Source organism: Nioella sediminis (assembly GCF_001879695.1).
In the GTDB taxonomy this organism is placed as follows: Bacteria; Pseudomonadota; Alphaproteobacteria; order Rhodobacterales; family Rhodobacteraceae; genus Nioella; species Nioella sediminis.
This window is the reverse complement of record NZ_MNBL01000016.1, coordinates 54,688-69,933: the sequence shown is the minus strand read 5'-3', so window position 1 is coordinate 69,933 and position 15,246 is coordinate 54,688. Positions and strand designations below refer to the sequence as shown.

The window sequence follows — 15,246 nt, the reverse complement described above, 5'->3', positions numbered from 1 at the left end:
ACATGGCCGAACAGCTTCTTCTTGACCTTCCCGTGCGCACCGCCCTAGGGCGCGATGATCTCTTCGTTTCAGGCGCCAATGCCGCCGCCGTGGCCGGGATCGAAGCGTGGGAGAGCTGGCCGCATGGCAAGATGGTGCTGGTTGGGCCAGAGGCGTCGGGCAAGACACATCTGGCGCATGTCTGGGCTGCAATGACGGGCGCAGGGGTGGTCGATGCGGCCGCACTTGCGGACCTTTCGCCCGAGGATGCCGGACCGACGCTTGTGGTCGAGGATGCCGATAGGATCACCGGAATCGCCGCCGAAACCGCACTTTTTCACCTCCACAACGCGGTGTTGGGGCAGGGTGGGCGGCTGTTGCTGACGGCACGGACGGACCCGTCTCGCTGGCCCGTCACCCTGCCGGACCTGAAAAGCCGGATGCAGCAGGCCGGGATTCTGAAGCTGGACGGGCCGGATGATGCATTGCTCTCTGCGGTCATGGTCAAGCTTGCGGCGGACCGTCAGCTTGCGCTCGGCCCCGCGCTGATCTCTTATGCGGTTCTGCGGATGGAGCGGTCCTTCGTTGCGGCCCGACAGCTGGTCGAAGCCATCGACGCCCGCGCCCTGCGCGACAAGACGCGACCCACGAAGCCCATGATTGCCACGCTTCTCGCGGAGTTGGCGGAATGAGTGTCACGCGGGTGTCACACCTCAAGCCTATGGCAGCCACATGATCAACGCCGATTTCCTGCACGAACCCATCCCCGCTCCGGTCGACCTGCCCGAAGCGCAGCGCAGCGGACCGCAGCGGTTTTTCAACCGTGAACTCAGCTGGCTGGCCTTCAACTGGCGGGTGCTGGAAGAGGCGGAAAACCCCCGCGTACCGCTTCTGGAACGGGTGCGTTTCGTGTCGATCTCGGCGGCCAACCTGGACGAGTTCTACACGGTCCGTGTCGCGGGCCTGCGCGAGCTTGCCAATGAGGGCAACACGACGCCTTCCGATGATGGGCGATCCCCGACGGAACAGCTGCGCCTGATCAATGCGGATGCGCGTAAGCTGATGCAGTCTCAGCAGGCGGCGTGGAATGCGCTGAAATCCGAGATGGAGGCGGAGAAGATCACCGTCGTGACGCGCTCGGCCCTCAAATCTGCCGATAAGGCCGCGCTTGACGATATCTTCCTGTCCAATGTCTTCCCGGTCCTGTCGCCGCTCGCCATCGACCCGGCCCACCCCTTCCCCTTCATCCCGAACGAAGGCGTGTCTTTGGCCCTGCAGATGAAGAGGGAACGCGACGGGCGGCCTTTGCAGGCGCTGTTGCCGATCCCCGGCCAGATCGACCGCTTCGTGCGCCTGCCCGCGCCGGAAGGTGCCGCGCGGTTTCTGCCGCTGGAGGAATTGCTGCTGCTGAAAATCGGCACGCTTTTCCCCGGTTACAAGCTGACCGGATCGTGCATGTTCCGGGTGCTGCGCGACAGCGATCTGGAAGTGGAGGAAGAAGCCGAAGACCTCGTGCGCGAGTTCGAAACCGCCCTGAAGCGCCGCCGCCGTGGCCATGTGGTGCGCCTGCAGGTCTCTGCCGGGGCACCGTCTGCGCTGAAAGAGGAAATCTGCGAACAGCTTGGCGTCATCGGTGACGAGGTGGTCGAGGTGCGCGGCATGATCGGCCTCGCGCGGCTCAAGGAACTGGTGCTCGACGAACGGCCCGACCTGCTCTGGCCCAGCTTTACCCCGCGGGTGCCCGAACGGGTGCAGGACCACGAGGGCGACATGTTCTCGGCCATCCGGCAAAAGGACATGCTGCTGCACCACCCCTATGAAACCTTCGACATGGTGATCCGGTTCCTGGCCCAAGCGGCGCGTGATCCCAATGTGGTGGCGATCAAGCAGACGCTCTATCGGACATCCAACGAGTCTCCCATCGTCGATGCGCTATGCGAAGCGGCGGAGAACGGCAAATCTGTCACCGCATTGGTGGAGCTGAAAGCCCGGTTCGACGAAGCCGCCAATATCCGCCAGTCGCGCAAGCTGGAGCGGGCGGGCGCGCATGTGGTCTATGGGTTCATCAATTACAAGACCCACGCCAAGATCAGCGCTGTTGTCCGGCGCGAAGGCGACCGGCTGGTGACCTATACCCATTTCGGGACGGGGAATTACCACCCGATCACCGCGCGGATTTATACGGACCTGAGCCTCTTTACCTGTGACGACGCGCTTGGCCGCGATGCCACCAAGGTGTTCAACTATGTGGGCGGCTATGCGGAACCCGAGAAGCTGGACAATCTGCGCATTTCGCCGCTTAACCTCAAATCGACGATCATCGAGAATCTGAAGGCCGAAGCGGACCATGCCCGCGCGGGCAAACCGGCAATGGTCTGGGCCAAGATGAACAGCCTGATCGAGCCTGATGTGATTGACGCGCTCTACGAGGCCAGCCAGGCGGGAGTGAAGATCGACCTGGTGATCCGGGGCATCTGCGGGCTGCGTCCGGGTGTGAAGGGGCTGTCGGAAAACATCCGGGTGAAATCGGTCGTGGGCCGGTTCCTGGAACACAGCCGGATTGTCTGTTTCGGCAATGGTCATGGGCTGCCCGCCAAGAAAGCGCGGGTCTATATCAGCTCGGCCGACTGGATGGGGCGCAACCTCAATCGCCGGGTGGAAACGCTGGTGGAATGCACCAACCCCACGGTGAAAGCGCAGATCGTCAGCCAGATCATGGCGGCGAATCTGGCGGATGTGGCGCAAAGCTGGGTCTTGCAGGCAGATGGCAGTTTCGTGCGGCCCGACCTCGATCAGATCGACAAGCCCTTTTCCTGCCACCGGTTTTTCATGCAGAATCCGTCGCTTTCGGGACGCGGATCGGCGGGGGCGGCGGATGTGCCTGAATTGACGCATTCGCATGATTGACCAAAGCGCTTTTCCCGTGCCATGACCAAGCCATGATGGGACAAGCCGAATTGGCGGATCCGCGTATCGCAGGGTCCGGAACGGTGGCCGACGGGGGGCTTTTCGGGACGCCACTATTCCAGGATCCGCACGCGCGGAACCTGGCGCGTGTGGGCGTGATCGACATTGGCTCGAACTCGGTCAGGATGGTGGTGTTTGACGGCGCGGCGCGCTCACCTGCCTATTTCTACAACGAGAAAATCCTCTGTGGCCTTGGGGCGGGCTTTGCCCAGACAGGGCGACTGTCCGAAACGGGCCGGCCCCGCGCATTGGCGGCGTTGAAACGCTTCGCCGCGCTGGCCAAAGGGATGAACGTGACCTCACTGGTCACCGTCGCCACCGCCGCGATGCGAGAGGCCGAGGACGGCCCCGAGTTCAAGGCCGAAGCAGAACGTGAAACCGGCCTGACCATCCATGTCATCGACGGGAGGGAAGAGGCGCGGCTGTCCGCTCAGGGGGTGCTGCTTGGCTGGCCCGGCGCGTTCGGCATGATTTGCGATATCGGCGGCTCGTCCATGGAGCTGGCGGAACTGCTTGGCGACGGGCAGGTCGGGGCGCGCGAAACCTCTGATCTGGGTCCGCTGAAGTTGCAAGGGATCAAGGGCGGCAAGAAGGCGATCAAGGCCCATATCAAGGATCGCATTGCCGTGCTGAGGGAACAGTTCACGGAACCTGCGGGGCGCCTCTTCCTCGTGGGCGGGTCGTGGCGGGCGATTGCCCGGATCGACATGGAACGTCAGGGCTATCCGCTGAAGGTGCTGCATGAATACCGGATGTCCCGCAAGGATATCCGCGCCACGATTGCCTATATCCAGAAGGCGGATATGGAAGGCCTGCGCGCCCGCACCGGCACCAGTGCCGAACGGATGGCGCTTGTGCCGCTGGCCTCGCTGGTACTGAAAGAGCTGGTGCGCAGCTTCAAGCCCGATGAGGTGGCAATCTCGTCTTACGGTATCCGTGAAGGGCTGCTCTACGAACAGATGTCGGACGAACAGCGCCAGCGTGATCCGCTGATCGAAGCCGCCTATCAGATGGAACTCGCCAATGCCCGGATGCCGGGTTTCGGACGGGCGCTCTACCGCTTCATCGAGCCCCTCTTCGGCAGCATCCGTCCCGAGATGAAACGCGTAATGCGGGCGGCGTGCCTGTTGCATGACGTCAGCTGGCGGGCGCATCCCGATTATCGCGCAGAAGTCTGTTTCGACAATGCCACGCGCGCCAACCTGGGCGGTCTGACCCATGAGGAACGGGTCTATCTGGGTCTTGCATTGCTGCACCGCTACAAGTCCAGCCGCAAGGATACCGGCTTTGACCCCTTGCTGGAGCTGTTGACCGAGAAGCAGATCCAGCAGGCCGAAATTATGGGCCGCGCCATGCGGTTCGGGGCGATGTTCACGCTGGAAAAGCCGTTGGATCATGGCAAGCTCAAGCTCTACCCGAAAAAGGGCATCCTGGAGCTGACCCTGAAGACCGATACCGCCCGCGATCTCTTCGGGGAAGTGGCGCAGGCCCGGTTCAAGGCGCTTGCGGCTGCCATCGGGGCCGAGCCGGTGGTGAAGGGGCTGCGGTAGGGCAATGTTCACCCTGCATGGTCAGGCGTACCGGTCATGATGTAAATCGTCCTGTGGTTGTGCTAGGGTCGGGTCACTTTTATTAGTTTTGACCCGAGGTGACACATGTCAGACCCATATTCAGACTTGGGATCACAGAATAAAAAGGTTCAGGCACAGATCGCCGATGCTATGGATGCCCGCTGTCTCGACCCCAGCCAGGTTGCCATCCGTGCAGCCTATCTGAGCGGGCTGCAGCTTCCTGACGATGCATTGGCGGTAGAGTTCGGCTCTGGAACGGGCCATGTCACCAAGGATCTGCTGACCATGGCCGGGGCGGCCAAGGCAGTTGGAATCGAGCCTTCTCCGATCCTTGCACAGCGCGCCATTGAAAGATTTTCCGATGATGACCGTTTAAGCTTCGAGATTGGCGATGCGAAACAGACCGGGCTTCCGGCGGGGTCGGTTGACCTCGTCCTGATGCACACGCTTTTGTGTCACGTCCCAGGTCCGGAAGATGTCCTGAAAGAAGCTTACCGTGTACTGAAACCCGGGGGTGTTTTGGCAATCTGCGATGGAGACTACGACACGGCCACCGCCCAGATTGCCGATTTCGATCCGCTTGATCAGCTTGTCCGCTTCATGATCAACCAGAATGTCACGAACCTCTGGATCATGCGTCAGATCGGCGGAATGCTGACTGAATGCGGTTTCAACATGGGTGCGCGTCAGGGGCATGGCTATGTCGCTGACGGCGATGCGGCGTACTTCATGACCGTCATTGCGCGCGGAGCCGAGCGTATGGTTGAAACCGGCATGCTGCAGCCCGAGACTGCTGAAGCACTGAAGGCTGAAGCCGTGGCGCGCCTCAGGGCAAACCGTTTCTTTGGCTTCATGTCCTATGTCAGCCAGATCGCGACAAAGCCCGGCTAGTGCTGTGTCTTAGGTCTTGCGACGCAGGAATTTCAGGGCCGACCAGTCCTGATCCACGGCACAGACCTTCACATCGACCCATCCCGTCGGCAACATCACCTCGCGCAACCCGTCTTCAGTGAGGTCCCTGAACAGGGGCGAGGATTTCTTGGGCCAGCTGATCCAGAGCATCCCCTTCTGGGCCACCAGATTCAATGCGTCGGGGCCTTCCTTGTCCAGCGTCGCCCGATCAGGGCAAAAGAGGTGAACGATGTCGGCCTCGGTGCGCCCGGTCAGCATCTTCACCCCTTCTGCCCCGGCCAGAAGCACGTCGATATCAGCAGGCGGGTTCAGGGCAAGATAGCTCAACCCCGGTTTCAGGCCGAGCTTCTGGTAGAGCGGTTTCCCGGAATAGCCTGTCGCTTTGCTCGTTGGATTGCGGGGCATGTGGACCCTCCTGCCGCTAAATTCACTCTCACACAAAAGCAACACAGATGCGCGCTTGCCGTTTGACTCGGGCGTCATCGGTCAACATGGCTCAGAGAGTGGCTGCTTCCGCGATCCAGTCTCGAAAGATCTTCACACCGGGTGCGTTCCAGCGGTCTGCCGCGCCGATCAGCGCATAGCGGCCATGGGGCGTGGCGCAGGTCATGTCGGGGAAGGGCAGCACAAGCGCACCGCGCTCCAGCTCTTCGCGGCAGAGGGAAAGATCGGCCATGACGACGCCAGCCCCCATCACCGCTGCCTTTGCCGCCATGTCGAGATTTGGGAAGGCTTCCCCCTGTCCGGGATCGAGCCCGTCGACGCCGAAATGCTGCACCCATGTGCGCCAGTCCTTTCGCGCCGCGCTTTCGTGCAATAAGGTGAAACGCCCAAGATCGGCAGGGGAGGCAAGCAGAGGGCCATCCTCCAGCAGCGCGGGCGCGCAGGCAGGGGACAGGCGCATCGGGAACACCGGCTGGATCTGTATGTCCGGCGACCGACCCGGCCAGAATTCCAGCGAAACACCGAGATCATAGCGCGTCGCATCGAAGCCGGATTGCCCGTAGAAGTCGGTTGTCAGGCGGACCGGGGTCTCGGGATGTGCCTGTCGGAACTGCGCCAGTTTCGGGAAAAGCCAGCGGATCGACAGGGTGGGCGGGCAGATGATGCGCAATGCTGTTGCCTGCTCGGTCATCCGGTCGGCCTGCGCGGCGATCTTGCCGAACGCATCCGTCAGCACCGGCAGCAGGTCCCCGCCCGCCTCGGTCAGTGTCACGCCGTTATGGCCACGCTGGAACAGCTGCACGCCCAGATGCTCCTCCAACAGCTTGACCTGCCGGCTGATGGCCCCGCGTGTGACGTGCAGTTCTTCGGCAGCGGCGATGTAGCCATTATGCCGGGCCGCCGCCTCGAAGGCGCGCAGTGCGTTGAGAGGGGGGAGGCGCATAGAGTGCCTTTGGATCAGATTTACTCACTCATGATGCGAGGAATTGTGGTTTGCGGCAAGTCTGTGTGGCCATTTAATTTGCCTTTAGCCGAATAAGTCTGGAGCAACAGGATGGCCTTCGTTCAGGAAATATCACCCTTGTCCAAGGGTAATCGCGCGGGGGGCTTGGCCCGCGGTCTGCATGTGCTGGTGGATTTCGTACGCCGCATTCAAAGGCACGATATGGGCCCCGGCTGCGATGAGGATCTGTTGCGGCTTGCAGAGCTTTCGCCGCATCTGCTGGCCGATATCGGCTTTCAGAAGGATGAAGGCAGGTCCTGTGATGCCTGCCAGGTCTGGCGCATGGGGCCTGTCGTTCTGGAACTGCCCGCGCCTGACTAGGGGGCGCCCGGCCTCGGGGCCGCCTAGTGGATGCGCACGCCCTGACGGGTCAGCTCCGCCTGAACGGCGGACAGGTCCACATCCGCCAGACCCCGGTTCGATTTCAGCGACAGTGCCGCCGCCACGCCCGCGCCCTGGCCCGCGACCGCGCAGCAGGCCATGTTGCGCACCGCCGCGTGGGAAACCTTGTCGCCCCCAATGGCGCGGCCCGTGACCAGCAGGTTCTCGACCCCTTTGGGCAGCATGGACCGATAGGGGATCTGCATGTAGCGCCCCGTCGTGGGCAGGATCAGGATGCCGTAGCCGTCGATGAATTCCGGGTAGATGCCGATTGTATCTTCAAACCGGCCCTGATGGCGCACATCCCCCTCGGTCATGTTGTAGACCGCGTCGATCTTGCGGCTGTCGCGGATGCCGATGGACATGCCGAAATTGCGCAGCCTGACGCCCTCGCAGCCCGGCGTGTAGCGGCGCAGCGCCTCGATCGCCAGCATCGCCTGTTTGCGCCCCTCGATCTCGAACCTCGTCAGGCTGTCGGGATCCACCCCATCACAGCCCGCAAGGTGGACGAGGTTCATATAGGTCATCTCGCCACTGTCATGCACCGCGCCCCAGGTGCCGCCGATGGTATTGAGATGCGCGGGGATCACCCCGTCGCGGATCGCCTGCGCGAAGGGTTTGGCGAGGAATGGCGAGAACATCTCGTCTTCCTTGCCGTCGGTTTCCACCTGCCATTCGCCGGTGGACCAGTTGGCATAGGTCTGTGGGTCGGCCTTGACGCCCTCCATGAAGCGCTGCTTGTCGACGCCCGCAACGTGGAACATGACGCTTGCGGCCTGCGTTTCCTCCAGCGGGGTCTTGCGGGTGGGGGCACCGGCGCGATGCGCAACGTCCGCGTCGCCCGTTGCGTCGATCACCCGTTTGGCCAGCACAGCCTCGCGTCCGGCTTTGCTTTCGACGATCACGCCTTTGATCACGTTGCCCTCCATGATCGGGGCGACGAAGGCGCGATGCAGCATTGGGTGAATTCCGGCCTCTTCGACCAGCCGGTCGGCGACCAGCTTGAACCCCTCGCTGTCGAGTTCATAGGACAGCGATTGGCTTTCGGGCACCGCCGCGCCCATGGCCTTGGCGCGCTCCTCGAATTCCCAGCCGATGCCGCCAGCCTCCACCGTCTGTTCATGGCGATACCAGGCAAAGCCCTCGACCCCGACCACGGTGATGTTGCCACCGAAACAGCCGAACCGGTCGAGCAGCGTCACCTCCGCCCCCGCCCGTGCGGCGGCAAGGGCTGCAGCCAGCCCGCCGGGGCCGGAGCCCACGACAAGCACCTCGGTCTGATGAACGACTGGTATCTCGCGCGCGGGTTCGGTGATGGTCAGCATGGGTCGCTCCGCCTGTGGTGTCATCAAACGGTTACAATCACCATCCGCGCGGCGGGGTCAATCGGCTTGACAGTGCCGGGCGGCTTGGCCCTGATGCGATCCAGCAGAAAGGACCCCAAATGCGCACCGAATTCGATTCCGAGCTGGAGGACCGCCTTGTCCGTTACGCCGCCATCGACACTCAAAGCGATGAGACTTCTCCGACCTCTCCCAGCACTGCGATCCAGCTGGATCTGGCGCGCGTCCTGAAGGCGGAACTGGAGGAGATCGGGGCGGCGGACGTTCAGTTAACCGAGTACGGCGCGGTTCTGGCGACGATCCCGGCCACCGTGGAGGGGGCGCCGGTCGTGGGCTTCTGCGCCCATATGGATACCGCGCCCGCCTTCAACGCGACGGGAGTGAAGCCCGTGGTGCATCGCCACTACAATGGCGGCGACATCACCTTCGCTGATGCGCCGGGGCTGAAACTCTCACCCGAAAACGCGCCCTACCTGGCCGAGAAAGTGGGCGAGGACATTATCACGGCGAGTGGCACCACGCTGCTTGGCGCCGATGACAAGGCGGGTATCGCGATCATCATGACCATGGCGCGCAAACTGCTGTCCGAGCCGGGGCACAGCCATGGCAAGATCCGCATCGCCTTCACCCCTGACGAGGAAATCGGGCGCGGAGTGGACGCGCGCTTGCCCGCCGATCTGGGGGCCGATTTCGCCTATACGCTCGATGGGTCGATGCCGGGCGAGTTGGAATATGAAAGCTTTTCCGCCGACGGCGCGCTTGTGACCGTCAAAGGCGTCGCCGCGCATCCCGGTTGGGCCAAGGACAAGCTGGTCAACGCGCTGCATCTGGCGGCCAAGATCGTGCAGACCCTGCCGCATGTGACGATGACCCCGGAAACGACCGAAGACCGCGACGGATTCATCCATCTATATGCGATGTCGGGAACGGCAGCCGAGGCCGAACTCAGCTTCATCCTGCGCGATTTCGAACTCGACGGCCTCGCCGCGAAAGGCGCGCTTCTGCAACAGGTCTGCGAGACCGTCGCCGCCACCGAACCGCGTGCCGAGATCATTTGCGCGATCCGCCCCCAATACCGCAACATGCGCTACTGGCTGGAAAAGGACATGTCGCCCGTGGACCTCGCCCGCGAAGCGTACAGGGAACACGGGATGGACCCCGACAGCACCGCCATTCGCGGCGGCACCGACGGCTCTCGCCTGACCGAGCTTGGCGTGCCATGCCCCAACATCTTCTGCGGGATGCAGGAAATCCACGGGCCGCTGGAATGGGTCAGCGTGCAGGATATGGCGCTGGCCACCAAGGTCTGCCTCAGCCTTGCCGCCCGCGCCGCGCAACCCTGATTGCCCCCGCGCGCCCTTTCCCCTAATCAGGGGCCAAACGAACCTATAGGTCTGCCCACATGCGTCTGTCCCGCTACTTCCTGCCCGTTCTGAAAGAAACCCCCGCCGAGGCCCAGATCGTCAGCCACCGCTACATGCTGCGCGCCGGTATGATCAAACAGCAGGCCGCTGGCATCTATTCCTGGCTGCCGCTTGGCTTCAAGGTGCTGCGCAAGATCGAGAACATCGTGCATGAGGAACAGGCCCGCGCCGGTCACATCGCGATCCAGATGCCCATTCTGCAACCGGCGGACCTGTGGCGCGAATCCGGGCGCTATGACGATTACGGTCAGGAAATGCTGCGCATGCAGGACCGGCACGAACGCGATCTGCTCTATACGCCGACCGCCGAGGAAATGGTGACGGATATCTTCCGCAGCCATGTCAGCAGCTACAAGGATCTGCCGCTGACGCTCTATCAGATCCAGTGGAAATTCCGCGATGAGATCCGCCCGCGTTTCGGCGTGATGCGGGGGCGCGAATTCTACATGAAGGACGGCTACAACTTCGACCTCACCAAAGAGGACGCGCTGCACGCTTATAACCGCCACCTCGTGAGCTACCTGCGCACCTATGAGCGTATGGGTCTGCAAGCCATCCCGATGCGCGCCGATTCCGGCCCCATTGGCGGCGACGACACCCATGAATTCCTTGTGCTGGCGGAAACGGGCGAGTCGGAAGTGTTCTACGACAGCGCCGTGACTGATATCCGTTTGGGTGCGCGCGAGATCGACTATGACAGCCACGAGGAATGCCGCGCGGTGATGGAGGAGTTCACCTCGCTCTATGCCCGCACGGATGAAACCCATGACGAGGCCGCCTTCAATGCGATTCCAGAAGACCGCCGTCGGTCAGCTCGCGGGATCGAAGTGGGCCAGATCTTCTATTTCGGCACCAAGTATTCCGAGCCCATGGGCGCGATGGTGCAGGGGCCTGATGGGCAGAAGGTTCCGGTCCATATGGGCAGCCACGGCATCGGCGTCAGCCGCCTGCTTGGCGCGATCATCGAAGCGAGCCATGACGACAAGGGCATCATCTGGCCCGAGGGCGTGACGCCCTTCCATGTGGGGATCGTGAACCTGCGTCAGGGGGACGAGGCTACCGATGCCGCCTGTGAACAGCTTTACAAGGCGCTGAACGCTGCCGGGCTGGAACCGCTCTATGACGATACCGAGGAGCGGGCGGGCGCCAAATTCGCCACCATGGACCTGATCGGCCTGCCCTGGCGGATCACCGTGGGGCCGCGAGGTTTGAAAAACGGTGTGGTGGAACTGACCAGCCGCCGGACGGGCGAGAGCGAAGAGATGAGCCTTGAGGCCGCAATCGCCCGCGTGCAGGAGATCTACGCGCCGCATATGGGCTGACCGCCGGACCGGATCGACAAGAAAGAACCGCGCCCCGAGAGCTTGGGGCGCGGTTTTTTGCTTTTTGGGGGGAGGGCTCAGCGGATATAGACATTCGCCGTGCTGTTGTGGCGGCAGGTGAAGGTGTTGCCCTGCGCCCGGTGGTTGCCCCGCCACTGGCCGCTGCCATTGGTGGTGCGGTAGCGGACGCGCAGCAGGGTGTCGGCGTTTTCCACGTCTTCGAGGTTGCGGGTGAAGCTGAAGTAGTAGCCATCCTGGATCACGCGGTTCTCGAACGGCTCGGACCGCCAGATGCCCTGGCCGTAATCGTAGTAGTCCACGTCGTAGATCTGGATTGCGGCACCGGTGTTGTTGTGGAAGCGCATGGTGACATCCTCGCAGATGTCGAAGCCCCATGCGCTGGCAGAGCTGGCGGTGGCGGCGAAGGCAGCGGCGGCGAGGGCGGCTTTGGCGAAGGTCTTGAAGGTCATTGGTCTAGTCTCCTTGGTGTCGGTGTGTTCCGTGTTTCGATGATCCTGTTGTGCCGGATGGGGGCCGCACGGGGCATGGGGTCGATCCCCCAATATGCGCGCCTGTTCGGTAAAGTTCGGTGCAAGCCCCTGACACAAAAGAAAAACCGCGCCCCAGGTTTCCCCAAGACGCGGTGCATGACTGAAGGAAAGATCTTCAGCGAACGCTGACGGTGACGGACCGGTTGTGGCGGCAGGTGAAGGTGTTGCTCTGCGCCACATAGCCGCTTTCCCACCGGCCCTGGCTGTTCGTGGCGCGGTAGCGGAAGCGCAGCATTGTCTGGGCGTTTTCCACATCTTCCAAGTTGCGGGTGAAGGAGAAGCTGCCGCCGTTCTGAATGACGCGGTCGGGCAGGGGCTCAGACCGCCAGATGCTCTGGCCGAAATCGTAATAATCGAGGTCGTAGATTTCGATCGCCTGACCGGAATTGTTGTTGAGGCGCATCGTGACATCCTCGCAGATATCAAAGCCCCAGGCACTGGCAGTTGTGGCGGTGGCGGCGAGGGCAGCGGCGGCGAGGGCGGCTTTGGTGAAGGTCTTGAAGGTCATCTTGGTGTCTCCTGTAGGATGCTGTGTTTCGATGACCCAGTTGTGCCGGAGGGAGGCCACGCGGGGCATGAGGTCGATCCCCCAATATGCAGGCGGCAGGGTTTCGCCGGGGCCGGGCAGGGGCCTCAACAGATGGGGCCGCCCTGTGTTATGCTGGCCAAAAAGCAGAGAACAGGCAGACCCATGAGATTACTGGCACTGGCCGCCGGACTGGCAGGCGCGGGCGCGATGGCGCAGTTCCCCGAGGCGTCGCAGCATTATGTGCAACGGCTGGCGGGCGCGGTGGATGAACTGTCGGTCGTGGTGGCCGACTTCGACCGCTCCGCCCAATCCGCAGGGCTGACACGGGAGGAGGCGCTGGCGGAGCTGTCCGGGTCAACCTTCCTCGCCGCCCGCAATGCCGACATGACCCGCACGATCACACGGTATGAGGCCTTGTCCTCTGACCTGACGCTGCTGCGCGCGGCGGGGCCGGTGGAACGCGCCCTCTTGCTGCCCGCCCGGTTGGACACCGAAATCGGCCGCCGCGCGTTGGAGGATTTCCGCCCGGCCCTGCCGCTGACCGCCAGTGGCGCGGGCTTCGCCGGGGTAGGGTTTGTGGGTGGCTATGGCCTGCTGGCTCTGTTCCTGTCCGGCTTGGGCCGTTTGATGCGGCGGCGGCCTGTCGCCGAAACGTGAAACGGGCATGTGAATGGGCGGTTTCCGCTGCCCGCGCCTTGCGCTAACCTGCGCCCCAAGCGCCCGAGCCACCAGCGGCGCAAGACAGGAGCAGCCATGCCAACCCCGCCCAAGCCCTTCGCCCGGTTCGAGTTCATGATCGCCTGGCGCTATATCCGTGCCAAGCGCGCCGAAGGCGGGGTCAGCGTGATGACCTGGATCAGCTTCCTAGGCATCATGCTGGCGGTGATGGCGCTGATTGCCACGCTCTCGGTGCGCGCCGGGTTCCGGCATGAATTCGTCGGCACCATCCTGGGCGCGAACCCCCATGCCAGCGTGATCCCGGTGGGCCGGCAGGTGGAGGGCGGGCGCAGCCTGCGGGTGCTGTCCGACTACGATGCCATTGCCGAACGGCTGCGCGGCGTTGAGGGCGTCACCAGCGCCTTCCCGGTCATTCGCGGGCAGGTCATGGCCACTGCGAACGGGCGCAATGCGGGTGTGGAAGTCATTGGAATTACGCCGGAAAATCTGGATGAGGTGCCCCTGGTCGCCAACCCGGAACTGGCCTATGGCACGCTCAGCGACTTTCCCTATGGCGTGGCTTTGGGCGTCGGCGTGGCGCGGGAACTGGGCGTCAGCGTGGGCGACCGCATCCGCCTGATTTCCCCTGATGGTGCGCGTACGGCCTTTGGCACCAGCCCAAGGATCAGCGCCTATGAAGTAACCTATATCTTTCAGGTTGGGCGTTACGACATAGATCGCATTCGCATCTATATGCCGTTTGACGAGGCGCAGACCTATTTCAACCGCGACGAGGTGGCCGATGAGATCGAGGTCAGCGTGGCGGACCCCGATACCGTCCTGAACATGGTCATTCCCCTGACCCGCGCGGCTGAGGCCGACGTGATCATCTGGACCTGGCGCGACAGTTCCGGCGCGTTTCTGCGGGCCTTGCAGATGGAGGATAACGTGATGTTCATCATCCTCTCGATCCTCGTCCTGATTGCCACCATGAACATTGTGTCCGGCCTGATCATGCTGGTGAAAAACAAGAGCCGCGACATCGGCATCCTGCGCACCATGGGGCTGTCAGAGGGTTCAATTCTAAGGGTTTTCTTCATCTGCGGCTCCTCCATCGGCGTCGCGGGAACTCTGGCGGGCGTCGCCCTTGGCTGCGCCTTCGCGATCTGGATCGACCCCATTTTCGCCGCCGTGAACTGGATGGCGGGGGGCGGGGTCTGGGACCCGTCGGTGCGGTTCCTCTCGACGCTACCGGCGCGGCTGGAACTTAGCGACGTGTTGTCGGCGGTGACGCTGTCGCTTGGGCTGTCGTTCGTGATCACCATATTCCCGGCCCGGCGGGCGGCGCGGATGAACCCGGTGGAGGCGCTGCGTTATGAGTGATCCGGTGCTGGACCTCGATGGGATCGAGAAGGGCTACAAGCTTGGAAAACCAGGGGAAATCCGGGTGCTGCGGGGTGCGTCCGTGGCCATTCAGCCGGGCGAAGTGGTGGCGTTGGTGGCGCCCTCTGGGGCGGGGAAGTCGACGCTGCTGCATATCGCGGGGCTGCTCGATACGGCGGATGCCGGAACAGTGCGAATCGGGGGCGATGACCTGACCCGCGCAAGGGACCGGGCACGCACGACGGCGCGGCGGCAAGGTGTTGGATTTATTTATCAATTTCACCATCTACTGCCGGAGTTCACCGCCGCCGAAAACGTCATCCTGCCGCAGCTGGCCAATGGCATCCCGCGAGCTGAGGCAGAGGCGCGGGCGGCGGAGCTGCTGGCGCGCGTGGGGCTGGAAAACCGCGCCGATCACCGGCCCGCGGCGCTGTCTGGCGGCGAACAACAGCGCGTGGCCTTCTGTCGGGCCCTGGCAAACAAGCCATTGATTTTGCTTGCAGATGAGCCAACAGGAAACCTCGACCCCGGCACTGCAGACGTGGTCTTCGACGCGCTTTTGACGCTGGTCAGGGAAACCGGGATGGGGGCACTGATTGCCACCCACAACCTGGAGCTTGCCGCCCGGATGGACCGGGTTCTGCACCTTCAGGACGGGGTGCTGGTGGCGCAGCCCGAGGGCTGAAAACAGGGGGGTGCCATGCGTACACCCCCTGTACACCCCCCGTACACCGGGCGTGCAGACAGATGGCGGGTACAGGCACTGGTTTCTGAGCTGGC

General features: G+C 63.1%; 15 protein-coding genes. 10 read left to right on the top strand and 5 right to left on the bottom strand.

Annotation, left to right across the window (positions count from 1 at the left end):
* Positions 1–2 precede the first annotated feature (2 nt).
* The 4 genes from BKY26_RS01700 to BKY26_RS01685 all read left to right on the top strand — a co-directional run bounded on the left by BKY26_RS01700 (position 3) and on the right by BKY26_RS01685 (position 5,408).
* Entirely contained in the window at positions 3–671 is a 669-nt protein-coding gene (locus tag BKY26_RS01700; protein WP_071688669.1) for a P-loop NTPase family protein, read from the top strand.
* A 40-nt stretch (positions 672–711) separates the two neighbouring features.
* Entirely contained in the window at positions 712–2,886 is a 2,175-nt protein-coding gene (locus BKY26_RS01695; RefSeq protein ID WP_071688668.1) for an RNA degradosome polyphosphate kinase, read from the top strand.
* 35 nt (positions 2,887–2,921) lie between these two features.
* A complete protein-coding gene (locus BKY26_RS01690) occupies positions 2,922–4,496 on the top strand; it encodes a Ppx/GppA family phosphatase (RefSeq protein WP_071688689.1) in 1,575 nt (524 codons plus the stop codon).
* Positions 4,497–4,601: 105 nt separating this feature from the next.
* On the top strand, positions 4,602–5,408 hold the full coding sequence (locus BKY26_RS01685; RefSeq protein ID WP_083431272.1) for a methyltransferase domain-containing protein: 807 nt from the start codon (positions 4,602–4,604) through the stop codon (positions 5,406–5,408).
* Positions 5,409–5,417: 9 nt separating this feature from the next.
* On the opposite strand, the gene BKY26_RS01680 is transcribed toward BKY26_RS01685, so the two are convergent.
* Complete coding sequence (locus BKY26_RS01680) at positions 5,418–5,834, bottom strand: hypothetical protein (RefSeq protein WP_071688666.1); 417 nt, start codon at positions 5,832–5,834, stop codon at positions 5,418–5,420.
* A 91-nt stretch (positions 5,835–5,925) separates the two neighbouring features.
* Complete coding sequence (locus BKY26_RS01675) at positions 5,926–6,816, bottom strand: LysR substrate-binding domain-containing protein (RefSeq protein ID WP_071688665.1); 891 nt, start codon at positions 6,814–6,816, stop codon at positions 5,926–5,928.
* A gap of 111 nt (positions 6,817–6,927) precedes the next feature.
* On the opposite strand from BKY26_RS01675, the gene BKY26_RS01670 reads away from it, so the two are divergent.
* The gene (locus BKY26_RS01670) at positions 6,928–7,197 is read left to right on the top strand and encodes a hypothetical protein (RefSeq protein WP_131541740.1); all 270 of its coding nucleotides are present in this window, start codon (positions 6,928–6,930) and stop codon (positions 7,195–7,197) included.
* Between the two features lie 23 nt (positions 7,198–7,220).
* On the opposite strand, the gene BKY26_RS01665 is transcribed toward BKY26_RS01670, so the two are convergent.
* Positions 7,221–8,582 (bottom strand): FAD-dependent oxidoreductase, encoded by a 1,362-nt coding sequence (locus BKY26_RS01665; RefSeq protein WP_071688663.1) that lies wholly within the window; start codon positions 8,580–8,582, stop codon positions 7,221–7,223.
* Between the two features lie 119 nt (positions 8,583–8,701).
* On the opposite strand from BKY26_RS01665, the gene pepT reads away from it, so the two are divergent.
* Both pepT and proS read left to right on the top strand, forming a co-directional pair.
* Positions 8,702–9,943, top strand: a complete 1,242-nt coding sequence (pepT, locus tag BKY26_RS01660) for a peptidase T (RefSeq protein WP_071688662.1) — start codon at positions 8,702–8,704, stop codon at positions 9,941–9,943.
* A gap of 59 nt (positions 9,944–10,002) precedes the next feature.
* Positions 10,003–11,346, top strand: a complete 1,344-nt coding sequence (proS, locus tag BKY26_RS01655; protein ID WP_071688661.1) for a proline--tRNA ligase — start codon at positions 10,003–10,005, stop codon at positions 11,344–11,346.
* Positions 11,347–11,423: 77 nt separating this feature from the next.
* On the opposite strand, the gene BKY26_RS01650 is transcribed toward proS, so the two are convergent.
* Both BKY26_RS01650 and BKY26_RS01645 read right to left on the bottom strand, forming a co-directional pair.
* Positions 11,424–11,816 (bottom strand): hypothetical protein, encoded by a 393-nt coding sequence (locus BKY26_RS01650; protein WP_071688660.1) that lies wholly within the window; start codon positions 11,814–11,816, stop codon positions 11,424–11,426.
* 196 nt (positions 11,817–12,012) lie between these two features.
* Positions 12,013–12,405, bottom strand: coding sequence for a hypothetical protein (locus BKY26_RS01645; RefSeq protein ID WP_071688659.1), 393 nt, complete (start codon positions 12,403–12,405; stop codon positions 12,013–12,015).
* 183 nt (positions 12,406–12,588) lie between these two features.
* Between BKY26_RS01645 and BKY26_RS01640 the strand changes: the two genes are divergently transcribed.
* The 3 genes from BKY26_RS01640 (at position 12,589) to BKY26_RS01630 (ending at position 15,151) form a co-directional block, all read left to right on the top strand.
* Complete coding sequence (locus BKY26_RS01640) at positions 12,589–13,083, top strand: DUF2937 family protein (RefSeq protein ID WP_071688658.1); 495 nt, start codon at positions 12,589–12,591, stop codon at positions 13,081–13,083.
* Positions 13,084–13,179: 96 nt separating this feature from the next.
* On the top strand, positions 13,180–14,466 hold the full coding sequence (locus tag BKY26_RS01635) for a lipoprotein-releasing ABC transporter permease subunit (RefSeq protein ID WP_071688657.1): 1,287 nt from the start codon (positions 13,180–13,182) through the stop codon (positions 14,464–14,466).
* Positions 14,459–15,151, top strand: a complete 693-nt coding sequence (locus BKY26_RS01630) for an ABC transporter ATP-binding protein (protein WP_071688656.1) — start codon at positions 14,459–14,461, stop codon at positions 15,149–15,151. Before BKY26_RS01635 ends, BKY26_RS01630 begins: the two co-directional genes overlap by 8 nt.
* The last annotated feature ends 95 nt before the right edge of the window (positions 15,152–15,246 follow it).

Bases quoted from the DNA above. Each gene is read 5' to 3' on its own strand.
- BKY26_RS01700 (WP_071688669.1), top strand. From the start codon at position 3: ATGGCCGAACAGCTTCTTCTTGACCTTCCCGTGCGCACCGCCCTAGGG.
- BKY26_RS01695 (WP_071688668.1), top strand. From the start codon at position 712: ATGATCAACGCCGATTTCCTGCACGAACCCATCCCCGCTCCGGTCGAC.
- BKY26_RS01690 (WP_071688689.1), top strand. From the start codon at position 2,922: ATGGGACAAGCCGAATTGGCGGATCCGCGTATCGCAGGGTCCGGAACG.
- BKY26_RS01685 (WP_083431272.1), top strand. From the start codon at position 4,602: ATGTCAGACCCATATTCAGACTTGGGATCACAGAATAAAAAGGTTCAG.
- BKY26_RS01680 (WP_071688666.1), bottom strand. From the start codon at position 5,834: ATGCCCCGCAATCCAACGAGCAAAGCGACAGGCTATTCCGGGAAACCG.
- BKY26_RS01675 (WP_071688665.1), bottom strand. From the start codon at position 6,816: ATGCGCCTCCCCCCTCTCAACGCACTGCGCGCCTTCGAGGCGGCGGCC.
- BKY26_RS01670 (WP_131541740.1), top strand. From the start codon at position 6,928: ATGGCCTTCGTTCAGGAAATATCACCCTTGTCCAAGGGTAATCGCGCG.
- BKY26_RS01665 (WP_071688663.1), bottom strand. From the start codon at position 8,582: ATGCTGACCATCACCGAACCCGCGCGCGAGATACCAGTCGTTCATCAG.
- pepT (WP_071688662.1), top strand. From the start codon at position 8,702: ATGCGCACCGAATTCGATTCCGAGCTGGAGGACCGCCTTGTCCGTTAC.
- proS (WP_071688661.1), top strand. From the start codon at position 10,003: ATGCGTCTGTCCCGCTACTTCCTGCCCGTTCTGAAAGAAACCCCCGCC.
- BKY26_RS01650 (WP_071688660.1), bottom strand. From the start codon at position 11,816: ATGACCTTCAAGACCTTCGCCAAAGCCGCCCTCGCCGCCGCTGCCTTC.
- BKY26_RS01645 (WP_071688659.1), bottom strand. From the start codon at position 12,405: ATGACCTTCAAGACCTTCACCAAAGCCGCCCTCGCCGCCGCTGCCCTC.
- BKY26_RS01640 (WP_071688658.1), top strand. From the start codon at position 12,589: ATGAGATTACTGGCACTGGCCGCCGGACTGGCAGGCGCGGGCGCGATG.
- BKY26_RS01635 (WP_071688657.1), top strand. From the start codon at position 13,180: ATGCCAACCCCGCCCAAGCCCTTCGCCCGGTTCGAGTTCATGATCGCC.
- BKY26_RS01630 (WP_071688656.1), top strand. From the start codon at position 14,459: ATGAGTGATCCGGTGCTGGACCTCGATGGGATCGAGAAGGGCTACAAG.